This window comes from Flavobacterium croceum DSM 17960, assembly GCF_002917885.1.
GTDB lineage: Bacteria > Bacteroidota > Bacteroidia > Flavobacteriales > Flavobacteriaceae > Flavobacterium > Flavobacterium croceum.
Genome location: NZ_PQNY01000013.1, coordinates 1 through 21,360 on the forward strand (window position 1 = coordinate 1; position 21,360 = coordinate 21,360).

At 31.0% G+C, this 21,360-nt stretch carries 14 protein-coding genes; 13 read left to right on the plus strand and 1 reads right to left on the minus strand.

Annotation, left to right across the window (positions count from 1 at the left end; translation table 11 throughout):
• Nucleotides 1-285 precede the first annotated feature (285 nt).
• The 9 genes from Q361_RS10095 (at nucleotide 286) to acs (ending at nucleotide 11,438) form a co-directional block, all read left to right on the plus strand.
• Nucleotides 286-705 carry an IS1/IS1595 family N-terminal zinc-binding domain-containing protein gene (locus Q361_RS10095; RefSeq protein WP_103726613.1) on the plus strand — a complete coding sequence of 140 codons (420 nt, stop codon included), beginning with the start codon at nucleotides 286-288 and terminating at the stop codon, nucleotides 703-705.
• Between the two features lie 91 nt (nucleotides 706-796).
• On the plus strand, nucleotides 797-2,110 hold the full coding sequence (locus Q361_RS10100; protein ID WP_146047006.1) for a hypothetical protein: 1,314 nt from the start codon (nucleotides 797-799) through the stop codon (nucleotides 2,108-2,110).
• Between the two features lie 34 nt (nucleotides 2,111-2,144).
• The gene (locus tag Q361_RS10105; RefSeq protein ID WP_103726615.1) at nucleotides 2,145-3,683 is read left to right on the plus strand and encodes an MFS transporter; all 1,539 of its coding nucleotides are present in this window, start codon (nucleotides 2,145-2,147) and stop codon (nucleotides 3,681-3,683) included.
• 13 nt (nucleotides 3,684-3,696) lie between these two features.
• Nucleotides 3,697-3,918: a DUF6814 family protein gene (locus tag Q361_RS10110; RefSeq protein WP_103726616.1), complete on the plus strand. Its 222-nt coding sequence runs from the start codon at nucleotides 3,697-3,699 to the stop codon at nucleotides 3,916-3,918.
• A 97-nt stretch (nucleotides 3,919-4,015) separates the two neighbouring features.
• Nucleotides 4,016-4,210, plus strand: a complete 195-nt coding sequence (locus Q361_RS10115; RefSeq protein WP_103726617.1) for a hypothetical protein — start codon at nucleotides 4,016-4,018, stop codon at nucleotides 4,208-4,210.
• A complete protein-coding gene (locus Q361_RS10120; protein ID WP_103726618.1) occupies nucleotides 4,203-6,893 on the plus strand; it encodes an ATP-binding protein in 2,691 nt (896 codons plus the stop codon). Before Q361_RS10115 ends, Q361_RS10120 begins: the two co-directional genes overlap by 8 nt.
• Before the next feature lie 50 nt (nucleotides 6,894-6,943).
• Complete coding sequence (locus tag Q361_RS10125; protein ID WP_103726689.1) at nucleotides 6,944-7,306, plus strand: response regulator transcription factor; 363 nt, start codon at nucleotides 6,944-6,946, stop codon at nucleotides 7,304-7,306.
• A gap of 167 nt (nucleotides 7,307-7,473) precedes the next feature.
• Nucleotides 7,474-9,372: an acetate--CoA ligase gene (locus Q361_RS10130; RefSeq protein WP_103726619.1), complete on the plus strand. Its 1,899-nt coding sequence runs from the start codon at nucleotides 7,474-7,476 to the stop codon at nucleotides 9,370-9,372.
• Nucleotides 9,373-9,530: 158 nt separating this feature from the next.
• Nucleotides 9,531-11,438, plus strand: coding sequence for an acetate--CoA ligase (acs, locus tag Q361_RS10135; protein ID WP_103726620.1), 1,908 nt, complete (start codon nucleotides 9,531-9,533; stop codon nucleotides 11,436-11,438).
• Nucleotides 11,439-11,496: 58 nt separating this feature from the next.
• Here the strand turns inward: acs and Q361_RS10140 are convergent, their stop codons facing one another.
• A complete protein-coding gene (locus Q361_RS10140; RefSeq protein ID WP_103726621.1) occupies nucleotides 11,497-13,587 on the minus strand; it encodes an LTA synthase family protein in 2,091 nt (696 codons plus the stop codon).
• 153 nt (nucleotides 13,588-13,740) lie between these two features.
• Between Q361_RS10140 and Q361_RS10145 the strand changes: the two genes are divergently transcribed.
• The 4 genes from Q361_RS10145 (at nucleotide 13,741) to Q361_RS10160 (ending at nucleotide 21,343) form a co-directional block, all read left to right on the plus strand.
• A complete protein-coding gene (locus Q361_RS10145) occupies nucleotides 13,741-14,412 on the plus strand; it encodes a response regulator transcription factor (RefSeq protein WP_103726622.1) in 672 nt (223 codons plus the stop codon).
• Nucleotides 14,405-15,787 (plus strand): sensor histidine kinase, encoded by a 1,383-nt coding sequence (locus Q361_RS10150; protein WP_103726623.1) that lies wholly within the window; start codon nucleotides 14,405-14,407, stop codon nucleotides 15,785-15,787. Before Q361_RS10145 ends, Q361_RS10150 begins: the two co-directional genes overlap by 8 nt.
• A 74-nt stretch (nucleotides 15,788-15,861) precedes the next feature.
• Entirely contained in the window at nucleotides 15,862-20,208 is a 4,347-nt protein-coding gene (locus Q361_RS10155) for a CusA/CzcA family heavy metal efflux RND transporter (protein WP_103726624.1), read from the plus strand.
• Between the two features lie 13 nt (nucleotides 20,209-20,221).
• Entirely contained in the window at nucleotides 20,222-21,343 is a 1,122-nt protein-coding gene (locus Q361_RS10160) for an efflux RND transporter periplasmic adaptor subunit (RefSeq protein ID WP_245874626.1), read from the plus strand.
• Nucleotides 21,344-21,360: the final 17 nt, after the last annotated feature.

The following is a 21,360-nucleotide window of genomic DNA, read 5'->3' on the forward strand; positions in this document are numbered from 1 at the left end:
ACTCTAACTTCTATTCAATTTTTTAATAAATTTGTATTTCAAAGAAACATTAACAACTTAAAAATAAATCTCGCTTAATAATGCACAACGGGTATATATAATTTAAAATATATGCTATTCTTTTTCTTTTTTGAGAATAGACAAATGTTAAAAATGGTATTTTTATGAAAATAATGTAATATTAGTTCTTAATTTTTTTATTTATTAAAAAATAATATTAAAAAAAATACGAAAATCATTTTTATATATTTGCTAAATTGGTATATTTATGCAAAATTTATATATATGGAAATTTTAGCATGTCCTAAATGTGCAACAGACAATATTGTAAAAAGCGGTGTAATAAAAGATAGACAGCGTTATTTATGCAAATCGTGTAATTACTATTTCACTGTAAATAAATTAGGAAAAAAAATAGATGTATATTATGTTACTAAGGCTTTACAGTTGTATCTAGAAGGGTTAAGTTTTAGAGAGATAGAACGTATTATAGGTGTTTCGCATGTAACTGTAAGTAATTGGGTAAAAGAGTATAAAATAAAGAAACCTACCCACACAGATTATCATCCTACCTACAAAATATTCAACCATTTAGAACTTGTTGAATTTTTAAAAAATAAAGAACAACTTTCGGGCGCAGGTATGATAATTACAGAATTGGGCGATAAGTTTATGATGATAAAATGGGAACGTTTTAAGGGATAAACTATAGAATTAACAAAAATATACACATATTTTTTTTTCATTCATAAAAATTTGGAATTTGGTCGCAGTTAACAACCAAAAACCAAAATTTATGAAAAAAATAATGATGTTATCGTTTGCAGCACTTTCTTTAGCAGGATATGCACAAACACCAACAACAACTCCAGCTGCTCCAGCTGCAAAAGACTGGGATGTAAGTTTGTATGGATTTGTTCGTACAGATTATATTTGGGATACTAGAAAATCTGCTCAAGTGCGAGAATTAAATCTAAACTTGTATCCATTAGATGAATCTAAATTAGCCGATGGTTCTGATCAAAATGCAGTTGGGCAATCAAATTTCTTATCTGTAGTATCTCGTTTGGGCGTAAAAGTAAAAGGACCCGATGTATGGGGAGCAAAAGTTGCAGGAACATTAGAGGGTGATTTTTTTGGAAATACAGAGCCAGCATCAAATACTGTTACAAACTTAGATGGAACTAAAACCACTATCAATCAAAGTTCTTCAATAGGTATGTTTAGACTACGTCATGCTTATGCTACTTTAGATTGGTCTAAAACTCAATTAACTTTTGGTCAAACATGGTATCCTACATTTATACCAGAATGTTTTCCAGGGGTAGCCAACTTTAGTACAGGAATTCTTTTCAATCCTTTTGGTTGGGCTTCTCAGGTTAAATTAAAACAAAACTTTACAAAAGAATTTTCATTTGCATTAACGGCTTACAAAGATAGAGAGTTTGCAGCCACTAACCCAGGCACTCAAAACTCTGCATCTATAAATTCAGCACTCCCAACGCTACATGGACAATTTCAATATAAAAATCAGCATTGGTTATTTGGTTTAGGAGCCGAATACCGTTCTTTAAAACCTCTAACAGTATCTAATGGCAAAATGTCTGATGAGACACTAAATACTAGTTCTGTAGTAGGTTTCTTAAAGTATTCTAATGATAAGATTATCGTAAAAGCTTATGGAATTTCGGGTAAAGATATGAGTAATTTAGTTATGGTAGGTGGATTTGCAGGATATACAGCAAATACAACAGAGCCAGAAAAGTATGAAGGATTAAAAACTACATCTGGTTGGATAGATATTGCTAGTAATGGTAAAAAAGTAGCTCCAGGAATGTTCTTTGGTTATACTAAAAATGGTGGTACAGGCGTAGATGGAGCAACGGCATTTTATGCTAGAGGAGTTTCATCAACAAGATCTATTGATAATGTTTGGAGAGTATCAGGTAGAGTAGATTTTAAAAGCAATAAATTTAGAATTTCACCAGAATTAGAATATACAGCAGCAACTTGGGGAGATAATACTACCGCAAAAAATGGAACTGCAGATAATAATCAAGTTAAGGTATCAAACTTTAGAACAATGGTATCTTGTGTTTACGCATTTTAATAATAAAAAAACCAACTAATATATAAAAATAATTATGGATCAAAACGAGAAAAAAGGAATCTGGAAAGTAATTTCAGCTTCTTCAATGGGTACCATGATCGAATGGTACGATTTTTACATCTTTGGTAGTTTGGCAGTAGTAATATCTACAAAATTTTTCCCTGCCGATAATCCAACAGCAGCATTTCTTTCAACCTTGGCTACTTTTGCTGCAGGATTTGTAGTAAGACCATTTGGGGCTTTATTCTTTGGTAGATTAGGAGACTTAATTGGTAGAAAATATACATTCATGGTAACTTTATTACTTATGGGTGGGGCTACTTTTGTAATAGGTTGTATACCTAGTTATGAAACTATAGGCTTTATGGCGCCATTACTAGTACTCGTATTACGTTTGTTGCAAGGTTTAGCTCTTGGTGGTGAGTATGGTGGAGCGGCTACTTATGTGGCAGAGCATTCTCCAAAAAACGAAAGAGGATATTGGACATCATGGATACAAACTACAGCAACAGTTGGTTTGTTTGTTTCGTTAATGGTTATATTAATTACTAAATCGTTAATGACAAAAGAAGCTTTTGAAGATTGGGGTTGGAGAGTTCCATTTTGGGTTTCTATACTTATGGTTATTGTATCATACTATATTCGTAAAGGAATGCACGAATCTCCAGTTTTTGCAAAAGCAAAATCTGAAGGTAATATTTCAACAAACCCTTTAAAAGAAAGTTTTGGACATAAATACAATCTAAAATTTGTTTTACTTGCTTTGTTTGGAGCAACTATGGGGCAAGGAGTTGTTTGGTATACAGGTCAATTCTATGCTATGAATTTCTTAAAAACAGTGCAGTCTGTAGATTCATCTCAAGTAGATACTTTACTCGGTATAGCCTTATTAATAGGTACACCTTTCTTTGTGGTATTTGGATGGTTAAGCGATAAAATTGGTAGAAAAACAATCATGATGTTGGGTATGTTTTTAGCAATAATAAGCTATAGAGGTATCTATAAACAAATGTACAAAACTACCGATGTAACTTTAAAAACTGAAATTGTTGATCAAACAAAAACAGTTCCTTCTATAAAAGAATTAAAAGATGGAAAACTAGACTCACTTTACACTACTACAAAAGCCTACACAGATGGTACAACATTGGAAGAAGTGAAAACGATTCATTTTGAAAATGGAAAAGTAATGGTAGATGATAAAGGAAAAGACAAAATAGAAACAAAAGTTACCAAAAAAATTAATAGTAGCGACCGATTTATGCTTATTTTGCTTGTATTAATTCAGGTAATATTTGTAACGATGGTATATGGTCCAATTGCGGCTTTCCTTGTTGAAATGTTCCCAGTAAAAATTAGATATACATCTATGTCATTACCATACCATGTTGGAAACGGTATCTTTGGAGGATTATTGCCAGCAATATCTACTTATTTAGTAACTACTTCTAAAGAAGCTGGAGATCCAGAGTTTTACTTAGAAGGATTATGGTATCCAATTATAGTAGCCGCTGTTTGTTTGGTTATAGGAATGATTTATATAGACAAAAAAATTAATACACTTCACGAATAATAAATAAAGAAATATGAATGCATTAAAAAAATATTTAGGAGCTGTATGGCTACTTTTGGCCGCAGTAGTTTCATACTATTGTATCTCTATATTTGGTGGTAAATTATCATCAGGTAAGCAAGAAGATTTAGTATTTGGTATTATTATATTCTTTATTTTATTACCTTTGGTAGTAACAGGTTTGGCTTTGTTTGGCTACTACTGTATTACGAATGAGTACGACGAAGAATATTAGAATACAAAAAATTATCAAAACCTATAAAGCTCTTAGTTTCTAAGAGCTTTTAGGGTTTTATTAGAAATGCTTTTTGGCATAATTTTATTTGTTTATAATGAAAAAAAGACATCAACAAAAGTTAGTAGTATTATCTATTGTATTATTGGTACTTTTTAACCTACCAATAGTACTTCTTTTTGATATATCTTCTGGAATAGTAGGTATTCCAATAGTATATGTATACTTGTTTTCTGTTTGGTTGGTGTCGATTTTGTTGTCTTTTTATATTGTAAAAAAATACCATGAGTAGTGTAGGTTTATTAATAATACTTGTAATGTATTTGGCGCTTCTTTTTTTTATTGCACATTGGGCAGAAAAAAAAAGAAATTCCAAATGGACAAATAATAAATATATTTACTCACTTTCTTTAGCTGTATATTGTACCGCATGGACCTATTATGGTAGTATAGGCGTGGCTGCAGACTCGGGCTTGTCTTATCTATCGGTTTATATAGGTCCTATCATTATAATACCTGCTTGGATATTAATTTTAAAAAAAATAATTAGAATATCTCGGGTTAATAAAGTTTCTAGTATTGCCGATTTTATTTCGCTTCGTTATGGTAATTCAAGATTTTTAGGAGCTGTGGTTACGATTATTTGCCTTTCGGGTATTTTACCCTACATAGCCTTACAACTCAAAGCCATTTCAGAATCATTTCATTTAGTAACACAAACCGTTTCCAATAAGTTTATTTTTGACGATTCTACTACTTATGTAGCCATTGCATTGGCACTATTTTCTTCGTACTATGGTACTCGGTATGTAGATGCTTCCGAAAAAAGAAGAGGCATTGTTACAGCCGTAGCCTTAGAAAGTATACTAAAATTGGTATTTTTTCTCATGGTTGGAATTTACGTAACCTACTTTGTTTTTGATGGATTTGAAGATATCTATCAAAAAGCATCATTACTTGAAAATTTCCATAAAAAAAATACAATAGGAGGATTGCCTCAAGCAATCAATTGGTTTTTTTTGTGCATCTTATCTATTTTTGCTATATTTTTATTACCAAGACAATTTCATGTATCTGTTATCGAAAATAATAGAGAAAACCATATCAATACAGCCATTTGGCTTTTCCCATTATACTTGTTATTGTTTAACATATTTGTTTATCCTATTGCTTGGGGCGGAAATGTACTGTTTGATGGCAAAAGTGTAAATTCTGATACGTATTCGCTTTTAATACCGCAATTTTTTGGTAATAAAGTACTTACTGTTTTGGTATTTCTTGGAGGATTTTCGGCAGCTATTTCTATGATTGTTGTTTCTTCTATAGGACTTTCAACTATGGTAAGTAACAATTTAATTATACCGTATGGCTTTTTAGGTCAATTGCAAAATGAAAACCAAGATACAATTAATAAAAAAATTGTAAATACCAGAAAAGTAGGTATTTTTTCGCTCATAATTATTTCGTATTTTATTTATAGATTTTTTGCACTCGATTATAATCTATTCTCCATAGGTTTAGTAGCTTTTGTAATTATTGCTCAATTAGCTCCTGCATTTTTTGGAGCTCTATTTTGGCGAAGAGGCTCAAGGCTAGGCGCAGTATGGGGTATTATTGTAGGGTTTGTACTCTGTTTATATACTTTACTAATTCCGTATGCAATTGGAATTTCTTCTGCTCAAACCACCTTTATTTCCAAAGGATTATTTGGCTTAGAATTATTAAAACCTTTCCAACTTTTTGGTTTAGATTATCTCAATCCTGTACCGCATGCTTTGTATTGGAGTTTACTTTTCAATTTTATTACGTATGTTGCTGTTTCTGTTAGTTTTAAAGGAAATTATAGAGAGCGTAACTATGCCGAAATGTTTTTGGATATAAACAAATATATTACCAATCATGAAAACGCCTTTGTATGGAAAGGTACTGCCTATAGAACCGATATAGAAAAAGTATTAATACGATTTTTAGGAGAAGAGCGTACAAAAAGAGCGATGAATATTTTTAATTTAAAATACAATGTAGATAAAAATGAAGAACTTGCAGATGCCCGTTTAATTAAGTTTTCCGAAAATTTGCTTACAGGTCATATTGGTACAGCATCTGCCAAGATATTGATTTCTAGCGTAGTAAAAGAAGAAAAAATTACACTACCAGAAGTATTAAAAATATTAGAAGAATCAAAAGAAAATATTATCATTAATAAAAAACTCATCGAAACTTCAAACGAACTTCAAGAAATATCTGCAAAATTGCAAGAAGCCAATGAATCTTTAATAAGAAAAGACAAACAAAAAGACGAATTTCTAGATACGGTAACACACGAGTTGCGAACACCTATTACGGCTATTCGGGCATCAAGTGAAATATTGCACGACGATGATGACATTCCAGATGATTTAAAAAAGCAATTTCTTCAAAATATTATTTCAGAGTCTGATAGACTTAATAGATTGATAGATAAAATATTAGATTTAGAAAAATTTGAAACCGGAAAACAAAAAGTCAATCTATCCAACAATAAAATTGTAGAAACTATAGAAAAATCGGTAGAGCCACTCATACAGCTTATTAATAATAAAAATATTTCATTTTATATAGAGGGCAGTCATGTGCTTGAGGCTTATTATGACGAAGATCGAATTTTTCAAGTAATGACAAATCTACTGTCAAATGCAATCAAATTTTGCCCCGATAGCAACGGACTTATAACTATTTCTGTAAACGATAGAATAGATCATATTTTAGTTCAAGTGAGCGACAATGGAAAAGGAATAAGTAAAAATGATTTTGAAAATATATTTGACAAATTTTACCAATCTACCAATCAAAATTTCAAAAAACCAATAGGTAGTGGGCTAGGGCTTGCTATTTGCAAGCAAATTATTGAACATCATAAAGGTAAAATTTGGGCTTCGAATAATGTTACAGGAGGAGCTTGTTTAAGTTTTACACTTTTAAAAAATAAAAATTAGATTTTTAAGTTATAGAGAGATACGTTATATTGCCAAACAAAATTGCAACTATGAAAAAGATATTAATAGTAGACGACGAACCCAATATCGTAATGTCTTTGGAATACACATTCAAAAAAAATTCATTTGAAGTCTTCATTGCTAGAGACGGACAAGAAGCATTAGATATTTTACAATCAAATCTTCCCGATGTTATTATTCTAGATGTAATGATGCCTTATGTTGATGGTTTCGAAACCATTGAGCGCATAAAGCAAAATCCAAAGTTAAACCATTGCAAGATTATATTTTTATCAGCAAAAAATAAAGATTCTGATATTGAAAAAGGACTGTCACTCGGTGCAGATGCTTATTTAACCAAACCTTTTTCTATCAAGAAAGTAGTAGACCAAGTTTTTGAATTATTGCATTGAAAAGTCATTAAACTTTATTCTAAATTAGAATAGAAATTTCGGTATTTGATATGGTTTACGAAATCGATTTCGTATATACCTAATTAGCAACAAAATTTAGATTTTAATAGATATATTGGTTATATTTACTTCACTATTACATAATCAAAATATCTATAAGAATACTAATGAAATATCAAGAATTTTACCAAAAAAGTATTGAAAATCCAGAACAATTTTGGGCTAATCAAGCTGAAGCAATTAATTGGTTTAAAGCTCCAGAAACTATTTTGTCTTACGACCATAACAATTACCCGGTTTGGTATAAAGATGCCGAGCTGAATGCGTGTTACTTAGCTGTAGATAAACATATTGAAGATGGTTTTGGAGAGCAAACAGCGATAATATATGATTCTCCAGTAACTCAAACTGTAAAAAAATACACGTACAACCAAATAAAATCTGAAATTGCAAAACTTGCAGGTGGTTTGCAATCATTAGGTTTAGAAAAAGGCGATACAGTAGTAATTTATATGCCTATGATACCACAGGCTGTTTTTGCTATGTTGGCTTGTGCAAGAATAGGTGTTACACATTCTGTTGTATTTGGAGGTTTTGCTCCACACGAATTAGCCATTCGAATAGACGATTGCAAGCCCAAAGCCATTATTACTGCATCATCGGGTATAGAAATTGAACGCCTTATTGCTTACAAACCTTTGGTAGACGAAGCTATAGAATTGGCAGAACATAAGCCTCAAAATGTAGTTATATTAAACAGAAAATTAGGAGCAAGAATTCCTTTCAAAAAATATGATATAGACTATGATGCTTTGGTGTACGGATCGGAAGAGGCTTCGTGTGTGCCTGTAAATGGGCAACATCCTTTATATGTTTTATACACATCGGGTACTACAGGAAAACCAAAAGGAATTGTACGTGATACAGCAGGCTATGTTACTGCGTTAAAGTTTTCAATGAAATATATCTATGGTGTAAATGAAGGAGAAGTTTTTTGGGCAGCTTCTGATGTAGGTTGGGTAGTAGGGCATAGTTATATTGCATATGGTCCGCTTTTAAATAGAAATACTACGGTGGTTTTTGAAGGAAAGCCTATTCGAACTCCAGATGCAAGTACATTTTGGAGGGTAATTTCAGAACACAGAGTTTCGGTAATGTTTACTGCACCAACAGCTATTAGAGCTATTAAAAAAGAAGATCCGAACGGAGAGTTTATTAAACAATATGATTTATCTTGTTTGCGCACACAATTTTTAGCAGGAGAACGATGTGATATTTCAACTTTAGAATGGTATAGAAGCCATATTCCAGTTCCAGCTATAGATCATTGGTGGCAAACAGAATCTGGTTGGCCTATGATATGCAACATGATGGGAGTGGAATATTTACCAATAAAACCAGGCTCTGCGGGCAAATCAGTTTCGGGATATAATATTCAAATTTTAGGAGAAAACGGACAAGAATTAGGTCCTAATGAAGAGGGGTATGTTGTTATTAAATTGCCATTACCACCAGGAACTTTAACGGGTTTATGGAATGATGAAATGCGTTTCAAAATGGGGTATTTAAACAAATTTGAAGGCTACTATTTTTCTGGAGACGGAGGCTTTAAAGACGAAGATGGATACATTTATATAACAGGTAGAGTAGATGATGTAATAAATGTTGCTGGACACAGACTTTCTACAGCCGAAATGGAAGAAATAGTTTCGTCTCATCACTCTGTTGCCGAGTGTGCTGTAATAGGTATAAACGATGAGTTAAAAGGACAAATACCACTTGCTTTGGTAGTAACCAAATCTGGGGAAGATATAGAACATTTTCAATTACAACACGAAATAGTTCAGCTTGTACGCGAACAGATAGGTGCAGTAGCTTCGTTAAAAGATGTAGTTATAGTACAAAGATTACCCAAAACACGTTCGGGTAAAATACTTAGAAAATTATTGCGTAGCATAGCCGATGGCGAAAACTTTCAAATACCTTCTACCATAGATGATGAAGCTATTATTGATGAAGTAACAGAAGTATTAAAACACGATAAAATAGGATGTTTCAAATCTTAAACAAAAAACCTGAGTATAGACTCAGGTTTTTTGTTTTAGCGTAAACTATATTAATTTAGCAATAATTTTCTTTTTTTCATCATCAGAATATCTAAATTTACATTACTAAATAATAAAAGTTAAATTTACATTAATTAAACAGAAAAAAGTCGAATATAATGAGTTATTATAAAATTTCGAATCTTGAAAATTATTTCAAGATGTATAAAAAATCGGTAAGAGAGCCTAGAAAATTTTGGGATAGGATAGCCGATGAAAATTTTACTTGGTATCAAAAATGGGACAAAGTTTTCGAATTTGATATGCAAGAAGCCAAATTTAAATGGTTTGTAGATGCAAAAGTTAATATTACTAAAAATTGTATCGATCGTCATTTAGCAAAAAGAGGAGAAAAAACCGCTATCATTTTTGAACCAAACGATCCAAACGAACAGGCTCAACATATTTCATACAATGAATTGTACGCTCGAGTTTCTAAAATGGCAAATGTACTTCGCGATTTAGGTATTCAAAAAGGCGATAGAGTATGTATTTATTTACCCATGATTCCAGATTTGGCCGTAGCTGTATTGGCTTGTGCTAGAATAGGAGCCATACATTCGGTAGTATTTGCTGGCTTTTCAGCCTCGGCATTAACTTCTCGTATTAATGATTGTGAATGTAAAATGGTCATTACTTCAGATGGTAGTTATAGAGGTAATAAAGCGATAGATTTAAAAGGTATTGTTGATGAAGCCTTAGAAAAATCACCTTGTGTTGAAAAAGTATTAGTAGTAAAAAGAACCAATACTGAAGTGCAAATGAAAGAAGGTCGTGATATGTGGTTACAACCTCTTTTAGATAATGCTTTGGCAAATTCGGTAGCAGAAATTATGGATGCCGAAGATCCATTGTTTATTTTATATACTTCAGGTTCTACAGGTAAACCAAAAGGTATGTTACATACTACAGCAGGTTATATGGTGTATACTGCATATACTTTTAAAAATATATTTAATTATGAAGAAGACGATGTATATTGGTGTACTGCCGATATAGGTTGGATAACAGGTCATTCATACATACTTTACGGCCCTTTGTTAAATGGTGCAACTACAGTTATTTTTGAAGGAGTACCATCGTATCCAGATTTTAGTCGTTTTTGGGAAGTAATTGAAAAACACAAAGTAAATCAATTTTATACAGCACCTACAGCTATACGCTCTTTAGCGAAAGAAAGTTTAGAATATGTTCAAAAATTTCCGTTAAGTTCTTTAAAAGTTATTGGTTCTGTAGGAGAACCTATTAATGAAGAGGCTTGGCACTGGTATAATGACCATGTAGGCGGAAAGCGTTGTCCGCTTGTAGATACTTGGTGGCAAACCGAAACAGGTGGTATTATGATTTCTCCAGTACCTTTTGTAACACCTACAAAACCTACCTATGCTTCATTGCCATTACCAGGAATTCAACCTGTATTGATGGACGAACTTAGAAATGAAATAGAAGGAAATCAAGTAACAGGTAGTTTGTGTATTAAATTTCCATGGCCTTCTATGGCACGAACTATTTGGGGAGATCATCAACGATACAAAGAAACTTATTTTACAGCTTTTCCAGGTAAATATTTCACAGGTGATGGTGCACTACGAGACGAAGTAGGTTACTATAGAATTACAGGTAGAGTAGATGATGTTATAATAGTTTCTGGTCATAATTTGGGTACAGCACCAATAGAAGATGCAATAAATGAACATCCAGCTGTAGCAGAAAGTGCTATTGTAGGTTTCCCTCACGATATAAAAGGAAATGCACTCTATGGTTATGTTGTATTGAAAGATGTAGGGGAAAGTCGTGATAGATCAAATTTATCAAAAGAGATAAACCAATTAATTTCTGATCAAATTGGACCTATTGCCAAACTAGATAAAATACAGTTTGTGAATGGATTGCCAAAAACACGTTCAGGAAAAATTATGCGTAGAATATTAAGAAAAATTGCCGAAGGAGATTTCTCTAATTTTGGAGATATTTCTACTTTATTAAATCCAGAAGTTGTGGATGAAATAAAAGAAGGTAAGGTCTAGTTATTTTTGTTTATTTAATTTTATGAAAGCTATATTTAAAATTTAAGTATAGCTTTTTTTATTTATTTAACTTTTTGTTTTTAAGTAAATAAGACGCCGTTTGGTAAAACGAAATTGTACTTTTTTCTAAACTAGCATCTATTTTTTCTAAAGGCTTTTCTTCATAATACAGTTGAAAATCAGCACCTAACTTATTGTTTGTTTGTTTTATCAACTCAAATTGTTTTACTTTCTTTACAGGAGAAATAATAGTGAGTTTATTATTTTTAATCAATCCTAAATCTTGGTAAGTAGCAATAAAAGCTCTTGGGCTGTAAGTAGGTTTGAAAATATCCTGTCCATAAAATTTAGATTGATAACTAAAATTAAGCAGTCCAAATACGGTAGGCATCAAATCTATTTGCGATACTAAAGTATTTACTTTTTGAGGTTTTATAAAGTTTGGAGCATATACAAATGCAGGTATTCTATATTTATCCAATGGCAATTCAGTTTTACCAGAGCTAGAAGCGCAATGGTCGGCTACAATAACAAAAACTGTATTAGCAAACCAAGGTTGTTTTTGTGCATTTTCAAAAAATTTGCGCAAAGCATAATCTGTATATTTTACACCACCTTCTCTCGATTTTGAATGCGAGTCGATATCTATTTTCCCTTCTGGATAAGTAAAAGGACGATGATTGCTTACAGTCATCCAATGATTAAAAAAGGGTTTGCCTTGTTTTGTTTCTTCATTCATAACCTTGATTGCTTTGTTTGCCATATCTTCATCGCAAACACCCCAAATATTTGAAAAAGTAATTTCGTTCGGTAGTAACGATTTTTTATCTACAATATCATAACCATTTCCAGAAAAGAAATCTTCCATATTATCAAAATATGCATCTCCTCCATATAAATATTTTACTTGATATCCTTTTTGCTTTAATACAAATCCTGTAGAAAATTTATTTTTATTATCGACTCTTTTTACAACACTTTCTCCAGCAGTAGGAGGTAGGCAAAGAGTAACAGCTTCGAGTCCACGTACAGTTCTGTTTCCAACGGCATATAAATTGGTGAAAAATAAACTTTGCTCTGCTAATTCATCTAAAAAAGGTGTAATATTTTGTTCATTACCGTAATGTTTCATAAAATCTGCGCTAAAACTTTCTATGGTGATCAGTACAATGTTCTTTTTGTTCTCAATAGAATCAGATTTAATAAATCGTTCACTCGTTAAATTAGTATTTCCTATTTGTTGTTGTAACAAAGCAAAGGCTTCATTGTTTGGCATAGTTTTGTAAAACTTATCATACTCTAATTCACTGTTTTTAAAAGCTAAGAAAAATTTGTAAAGACCATTTGCTTGCAATTCGTTTGCAAATATATTATTTGAATTTTCTAATTTGGAAAGTTTAGGTATAATAAATAGAGAAAATAAAAACGCAAGAGCATATAAAGTTAAATCTGATAATTTTTGTTTTAATGTAGGTAGATTTTTAAGAAAAGCATTCGATTTTTTTACAATAAAATAAGTTACCAAAGCCGAAATAATTCCTACAGCCGAAAATAATGGAACAACAGGATAAGATTCCATAATATTTCCAATAACAGTATTAGTATATACTAAATAATCTACTGCAATAAAATTATAACGAACACCAAATTCATTCCAGAAAAAAAATTCACTAATACTATTTTGAACAATAACTAATACAAAAATGAATATAGCGATACTAAATAATATTTTTCGTAGTAAAAATCGTTGTTTCGGAAAAAATAAAAGTAGCCCAAATAAAACAGTTTTTATTCCTATAAATGTAATACCTATTTCGGGTAATGAACCTCCATATTCATTCAAAATAGTATTTCCAAAATATACATAGGCGAGTAAACTTAAAAGTAGTAAAAATATTATATGACCCCAAGGTTTATAATACTTTGAATTGGATAAAAACAACAAGTATAACCATAAAAATGCCGAAGCAATTATAAATACAAAAAAATCTGAAATAAAACCTAATCCAAAAATTTTTAAGCTTTCAAAAAAAGAAAATTTACTTTGTGTGATAGGGTGAAACAGTAATACAATACGCAAAATAAAACTGCATAATAAATAAAATATTGTAATAAAATATAGAGGAGATTTTTTAGAAATAAAGCTCATGGGTAAAAATTTCTACAAAAATAGATTTTTTTTGGGCTAATTAAATAAATATTCTTTTAATAATCTTAAATTTAGCTTAATATAAAATGTATATGTATTCAGTTTGTTTGTAAGCATTTATATTTGACAAAATAATATGTAAAGAGTTTTAAAATGAAAATTCTAATTGTAGAAGACGAAATAGGAATTTCCAATTTTTTAAGTCAAGGACTTCAAGAAGAAGGTTTTACTGTAGATGTTGCCAATCAAGGCGATTTAGGTTTACAAAAAGCCTTGACAGAAAAATACGATTTAATATTGCTCGATTGGATGCTTCCAAAGTTATCAGGATTAGAAATTTGTCTTAAAATAAGAGAACAAAATAAAGTAGTACCAATACTTTTTTTAACAGCAAAAGACACAGTACAAGAAACTATAGAAGCCTTACAATCGGGAGCAAATGATTATATAAAAAAACCTTTTAGTTTTGAAGAATTACTCGAACGTATTAAAGTACATTTTAGAACCGCAACTCATTCTGAAGTTCTTAGCTTGGGCACAATAAAAATAGATTTAGGTAAAAGAAAAGTTTTTCAAAATGATAGCGAAGTTATTTTTACACAAAAAGAATTTGATTTGCTTGCTTATTTGGTAAAAAATAAAGGAACTATTTGTAGTCGAAATAAAATTATTGAAGATGTGTGGGATATACATTTTGAATATGACAGTGGTGTGATTGATGTTTTTATGAATGCCATTAGAAAAAAATTAAACTTAACACCCGATGTGCCTCTTATTAAAACCATACGAGGTGTAGGGTATATAGCAGAAGATAATCATGAATAGTTTTTCTTTTAAAAACCGTATAGCATTTTACTATATCATTTCGACAGCTATGTTGGTTTTAATTGTATTTATAACCATACATGTTGTGGCAAAAAAATCGGTTTATGTACATTTGGATGCTGATATTCATACTGAAATAAATAAACTTTTTGGGTATATAAATGTTCAAGATAATGCTATTGTGCTTACCAATGCTCAAGAGTGGAAAGAGGAAGAACATAGTACAGAAGAAGTAAATCCAATATTTGTAGAACTTTTGGATTTGCAAGGAAATTTGTTTGATAAATCTCCCAACTTAAAAAAAAGTCGATTACATTTTAGTAACCACGATAATGAAAAAGAAATTTTTAATGCAAAACTCAACGGAAAATCAGTTCGCCAAATAAAAGTCCCCATTTTTGATAAAGATAAAAAAGTAGGATTTATACAAGTAGCTATTTTACTTGAAAGCTCAAGTTATGTACTCCAACTACTTAATACAATATTAGTTGTAAGTTTTCCTATAATTTTACTTTTGTTGTTTTTAATTGCTCGTTTTTTTGCAGGCAGAAGTATTTCTCCTATTTACAATGTAATTGAAACATCAAATTTAATTTCTACAGATAATTTATCTTCTCGCATCGCTTTACCAAATACCAAAGATGAAATTTATGTTTTATCGCAAACAATCAATAATTTATTAGATAGAATAGAACGTGCAGTAGAGCGCGAAAAGCAATTTACATCAGATGCCTCACACGAACTTAGAACACCTCTTGCAGTAATTCAAGGTACGCTAGAAGTGTTGATAAGAAAACCAAGAACAGAGCAAGAATACAATCAAAAAATTGCCTATTGCATATCCGAAGTAAATAGAATTAATACTATAGTAGATCAATTATTACTTTTGGCTCGATTGGAAAATCAAAAACAATCAATTAGTAATGCCGAAGTTTCAATAACCAACATAATTCATGAAACAATAAACCGATATTCTGCAGAAATAGCAAATAAAAATATAAAAGTACTCACTACTTTTACTGAAAATTTTTGGGTTCATTCAGATGCTTATTTCCTTTCTATTATTATTAATAATTTATTTTCAAATGCTGTAAAGTATTGCTATGATGCTGCAACGATTAACTTGTTTGTTTTAAAAGAAAATGAACAAATTAAGTTTGTCATTCAAGATGAAGGAATAGGTATATCGCAACCAGAAATTGAAAAAATATTCAATCCATTTTTTAGAGCAAAAAATACATTAGATAATTCTAAAGAAAAAGGAATAGGTTTAGGGTTATCTATAGTAAAACGTTTGTGCGACATTTTGTCTATTCAAGTAGAAGTAGAAAGTAAAGATAATGTAGGTACAAAATTCACACTTTATTTTCCTTAACATCTTAAGTTGTTCTTAAGTAATTATAATTTTCTGTATCGTACCTTTGCTACAGTAAATTAATAATAAAAATTGTGTTAGAAAAAATCATTGCATTTAGTTTAAAAAATAAACTTATAGTATTACTCTTTACGGCAATAGTATTGGGTTTTGGTTTATTTTCTGTATTTCAAATATCGATTGGGGCAGTACCAGATGTTACCAACAACCAAGTTCAAGTTATTACAACATCTAGAAACCTTTCTACACAAGATATTGAGCAGTTTATTACTTACCCGGTAGAAATAGAAATGGCCAATTTACCTGATGTAAAAGAAATTCGTTCCATTTCAAAATTCGGATTATCTGTAGTAACAATTGTTTTTGAAGACAAAATGGGGGCTTATTTGCCTAGACAGCTTATTGCCGAAAAAATAAAATCGGCTTCCGAAAAAATTCCGCAAGGATTTGGTACCCCAGAAATGGGACCAATTACTACAGGTTTGGGAGAAATATACCAATATATTCTTGATGTAAAACCAGAATACAAAAGCCAATATACAGTTACCGACTTACGAACGATACAAGATTGGGTTGTAAAAAGACAATTATCGGGTATAAAAGGAGTTGTAGAAATTAATACTTGGGGTGGTTTTTTAAAACAATATGAAATAGCCATAAATTCTTCCAAACTTAAAGGAATGAATATTTCAATAAACGATGTGTATTCTGCATTGGAAAAAAACAATAGTATTGCGGGTGGTGCTTATATAGAAAAAGTAAATCAAAGTTATTTTATAAGAGGAGAAGGAAAAGTAAATAGTATAGACGATATTAAAAATATTGTAGTAAAAAATAGTTTAGGTACACCAGTATTTGTAAGAGATATTGCCACTGTTCAATACGGAAGTGCCAATAGATTTGGAGCTATTACAGGTAATGGAGAAGGAGAAAAAGTATTAGGACAAGTTATGATGCTTAAAGGAGCAAACTCCAAACAAGTTATTCACGATGTAAAACAACGAGTAGCCGAAATTCAAAAAACATTACCAAAAGGAGTTTACATCAATCCTTTTTTAGAACGAAGCGAATTAGTAGGGAAAACTACTTTTACAGTAGCCGAAAACTTAATATTAGGATGCTTAATCGTAATTTTTGTAGTAGTCTTATTGCTTGGTAATTGGCGTTCAGGTTTGGTTGTGGCTTCAGTAATACCATTGTGTTTATTGTTTGCTATTTCATTTATGAATATTTTAGGTATTGATGCCAATTTAATGAGTCTTGGTGCAATCGACTTTGGTATTATTATCGATGGAGCCGTAATTATTGTAGAATTTATCGCATTTCAAATTACACACAAATCAGCACACTTAAATAGGCTTTCTGATCAAGAAAAACAAATTGAAATTGATGAAATAACCTACAAAAGCGCTTCCAAAATGATGAATTCTGCCGTGTTTGGGCAACTCATTATACTTATAGTATTTATACCAATCTTATCTTTATCTGGTGTTGAAGGTAAAATGTTTAAACCAATGGCAATGACGTTTAGTTTTGCGCTTTTGGGAGCGATGTTGTTCTGTTTTAGCTATGTGCCTGTGGTTTCTTCTATTTTTTTAAAACCAAAAGAAGAAAATCCGAACTCTATTTCGAATAAGCTAATTACCAAATTAAATAATTTATACCTTCCGGTAATTACTTGGGCATTAACTAATACCAAAAAGGTAATTTATGGAGCTGCCACTTTATTGGTCTTAGCCATTACGTTATTCTCAACAATGGGGGGCGAATTTATACCTACATTAGACGAAGGCGATTTTGTAATTCAGCCCGTATTAAAAACAGGAACTTCATTATCAAAAACCATACAAACTACCACGATTATAGAAAAAACCATATTAAAAAACTTTCCAGAAGTACAACAAGTAGTGAGTAGAATAGGAGCTGCAGAGGTGCCTACCGACCCTATGAGTATGGAAGAAAGCGATATTATTGTAAAACTTAAACCCAAATCAGAATGGGTGTCTGCAAGTAGTAAAGATGAGTTGGCAGATAAAATAAAATCTGCCGTTGAAAGCCAAATTCCAAATATGGAAATTGAGTTTACACAGCCTATAGAAATGCGTTTTAACGAACTTATTTCGGGAACAAGAAGTGATGTTGCTATTAAAATTTTTGGAGAAGATTTGAACGTATTAGCCAAAAGAGCCCAACAAATTAAGTTTGCTATTGCTGGTGTTGAAGGAGCATCAGATATTATTATCGAAAAAACAGAAGGTCTTCCTCAAATGAGCGTACAATACGACCGAACCAAAATAGCCAAATATGGGTTAAACATTTCCGATTTAAATGATATGATTGCACTAGGTTTTGCAGGTAAAACAGTTGGAACTGTATTTGAAGGAGAAAAACGTTTTGATATGGTTATTAGGCTTGATAAAGAAAATAGACAAAGTCTTGAAGACCTAAAAAACTTATATGTTTCTACACCATCTGGTATGCAAATACCACTGCAAGAATTGGCAAATATTACCTATACCGAAGGGCCAGCAAAAATATCTAGAGATAATACACGCCGAAGAATTGTAGTAGGAATAAATGTAAGAAACCGCGATATGCAAAGTGTAGTAGATGATGTACAAAAAATAATTAGTGAAAAAATAAAACTTCCCGAAGGCTATTACATTACCTATGGCGGACAATTTGAAAATTTACAAAGTGCCAAAGCCAGACTTATGATAGCTGTACCCATTGCTTTGTTTTTAATTTTTGTATTGTTGTATTTTGCATTCAATTCTGTAAAAGAAGCACTTATGGTATATTCTGCCATACCGCTTTCGGCAGTTGGAGGTATTTTATTTTTATGGATGCGAGGTTTGCCGTTTAGTATTTCGGCAGGAGTTGGTTTTATAGCCTTGTTTGGTATAGCGGTTTTAAATGGAATTGTACTTATAGAACATTTTAAAGAATTAAAACACCACAGCGGTATAAAAGATATGAATGAACTTATTATTAAAGGAACTACCGATAGACTACGTCCTGTATTACTTACAGCTATGGCAGCAGCTTTAGGCTTTCTACCTATGGCAATATCATCTTCGGCAGGAGCAGAGGTGCAACGTCCTTTGGCTACAGTTGTAATAGGTGGTTTATTTACAGCAACGATATTAACAATGGTAGTTTTACCTTTGTTGTATAAAATTTTCGATGAAAAAGAGATGAAAAAACCAAAATTTAAAAAACATCAAGCAAGTGGAACCTACATAATTATAGGTTTGCTTATCTCATCGTTGTCATTTGCTCAAAATAGAAATCAACCAGAATTGGATACTTTAATTGCAAAAGCTTTACGAAACAATAAAGAAATTCAAGCAGCCAATACAATCGTTTTAAAATCTAAGCAGGCTATAAAAACATATTTTTCTGTAGAAAAAACAAACATTTACTACAATTATGACCAGAATAATTTAGCGCTCAATAATGTACCGCTAAAAGTATTGGGAGTACAGCAAAAGTTTCTTTTTCCTACCGTGTATTCGGCTCAAAAAAGTGCTTATACAGCAGAATATGAAAAAGATAAAGCTCATTTTGAACTTAAAAAAAATAAAGTTTCACACCAAGTAGCTTTTGTATATAATGAAATTGTGTATTACCAAAATCAAGAAAAATTATATAAATATTTAGACAGTTTGTATCAAAATTTTTCTAAAGCTAGCAATAGAAAATTTGAATTAGGAGAAAGTAATTATCTCGAAAAAATAACCGCCGAAAGCAAATACAGACAAATAAAAACAAAATTAAGCCAAATAGATAAGTCTAAAAAAACGGCTTTAGAGATGTTGAAGTCTATAGTACAAACCGATGAAGCTCTTGCTGTAACTCAAAATAAAATGCAACCAATTTTGTTTACAACTTTTACTCCAAATAAAGAACTTTATAATTCATATTTTGATAGAGTTACAAATACTTATAGTTCATATATGGCCTTACAAAAAAAGCAACTTTTACCCGATGTAAGTTTAGAATATTTTCAAGGTAGAAATAATGGGTTATCACAGTCATTATACGGCTTTCAAGTAGGTGTTTCTGTACCTATATTCTCTTCTAGTTATCATGCAAAAAATAAAGTAGTTGCCTTAGAAAAACAAGCTTGGGAACAACAAATGGAGAATGAAAAATTGAAAATAGATTATTTTGTAAAGCAAAAGCAAGAGGAGCTTCAAAAATTTCAAGAAGCGATAGATTATTATAACCAATACGGCGATAAGTTATCAAAAGAAATTATGAAAGTAGCCGATATGAGTTACAAGCATGGCGAAATAGATTTTTTTCAATATATATTAAGTTTAGAAAACGCAACCACGATTAAGCAAGAATATTTAGAAAATGTATTTCAATACAACAAAGTAGTTTACGATTTAGAATACCTTAATTACAATTAAAATGACACAAAAAATGATGATAAAAAAGAATATCATAGCACTAGCTGTAATAGTATTTTTTTACAGTTGTAAAGAAACCCAAAAACAAGAAGCTCCTCAAAATCAAAGCTATATTACAGTTTCTGACACTCAATTTAATACCATGAAAATGGAATTAAGTTCGCCTGTTGAAAGAAATTTTGATGTTGCTGTTTCATGTTCTGGAAGAATTGATGTACCACCTCAAAACAAAGCAAAAGTTACAGCACTTGCCAATGGTTTTGTTAAAAACACCAAACTTTTAGTAGGAGATAAAGTAACAAAAGGGCAAGCATTGCTTTCTATACAAAGTACCGAAATTGTAGATATTCAAAAAGAATACTTAGATGTGGCAGAGCAAATAAGTTTTCTTAAATCGGAATACGATAGACAAAAAACACTTTATAACGAAAAAATTACGTCGCAAAAAAATTATTTAAAGGCAGAGAGCGAATACCGTAGTGCTATGGGTAGATACCAATCATTACAACAAAAATTATATATTTTTAACATAAGCCCTAGCAATGTTCAAAAAGGGAAAATAGTATCTGCTATAACCATTTTTGCACCTATATCTGGTGTAGTATCTGTTATGAATGCGGTAAACGGAATGGCTGTTTCGCCTACAGATGTATTGCTAGAAATTGTAAATAATAATGATTTACATATAGAAATGAGTGTATTTGAAAAAGATATATTAAAAATAAAAGAAGAACAAACTATTAAATTTACAGTTCCAGAAGCAAGCAAAGATGTTTTTACAGGCTATGTGCATTTAATTGGTAAATCTGTAGAGGGAGAAGATAGAAGTATTAATGTTCATGGGCACCTAGATGATGCTACAAAACAAAAACTACTTAGCGGCATGTTTGTGCAAGCCAATATTTTAGTAGATTCGCAAAAAGGATTTTCGGTTCCAAAAGATGCTGTATTTTTAGAAAATGGTAAAAATTATGTTTTAGTCTTAAAATCACATCAAAAAGGTGTTTATTCTTTTGACAAAGCATTTGTTGAAAAAGGTTCTAGCAATGAAGATTTTATTGAAATAAAACTAAATGATATTGTTACAAATAAAACGTCTATATTAACCAAAGGAGTTTTTGATATTATTAATTAACACAAACTTTATATATT

Bases quoted from the DNA above. Each gene is read 5' to 3' on its own strand.
- Q361_RS10140 (WP_103726621.1), bottom strand. From the start codon at position 13,587: ATGAGCTTTATTTCTAAAAAATCTCCTCTATATTTTATTACAATATTT.
- Q361_RS10125 (WP_103726689.1), top strand. From the start codon at position 6,944: ATGAAAAAGATATTAATAGTAGACGACGAACCCAATATCGTAATGTCT.
- Q361_RS10150 (WP_103726623.1), top strand. From the start codon at position 14,405: ATGAATAGTTTTTCTTTTAAAAACCGTATAGCATTTTACTATATCATT.
- Q361_RS10120 (WP_103726618.1), top strand. From the start codon at position 4,203: ATGAGTAGTGTAGGTTTATTAATAATACTTGTAATGTATTTGGCGCTT.
- acs (WP_103726620.1), top strand. From the start codon at position 9,531: ATGAGTTATTATAAAATTTCGAATCTTGAAAATTATTTCAAGATGTAT.
- Q361_RS10100 (WP_146047006.1), top strand. From the start codon at position 797: ATGAAAAAAATAATGATGTTATCGTTTGCAGCACTTTCTTTAGCAGGA.
- Q361_RS10160 (WP_245874626.1), top strand. From the start codon at position 20,222: ATGATGATAAAAAAGAATATCATAGCACTAGCTGTAATAGTATTTTTT.
- Q361_RS10130 (WP_103726619.1), top strand. From the start codon at position 7,474: ATGAAATATCAAGAATTTTACCAAAAAAGTATTGAAAATCCAGAACAA.
- Q361_RS10095 (WP_103726613.1), top strand. From the start codon at position 286: ATGGAAATTTTAGCATGTCCTAAATGTGCAACAGACAATATTGTAAAA.
- Q361_RS10110 (WP_103726616.1), top strand. From the start codon at position 3,697: ATGAATGCATTAAAAAAATATTTAGGAGCTGTATGGCTACTTTTGGCC.
- Q361_RS10145 (WP_103726622.1), top strand. From the start codon at position 13,741: ATGAAAATTCTAATTGTAGAAGACGAAATAGGAATTTCCAATTTTTTA.
- Q361_RS10115 (WP_103726617.1), top strand. From the start codon at position 4,016: ATGAAAAAAAGACATCAACAAAAGTTAGTAGTATTATCTATTGTATTA.
- Q361_RS10105 (WP_103726615.1), top strand. From the start codon at position 2,145: ATGGATCAAAACGAGAAAAAAGGAATCTGGAAAGTAATTTCAGCTTCT.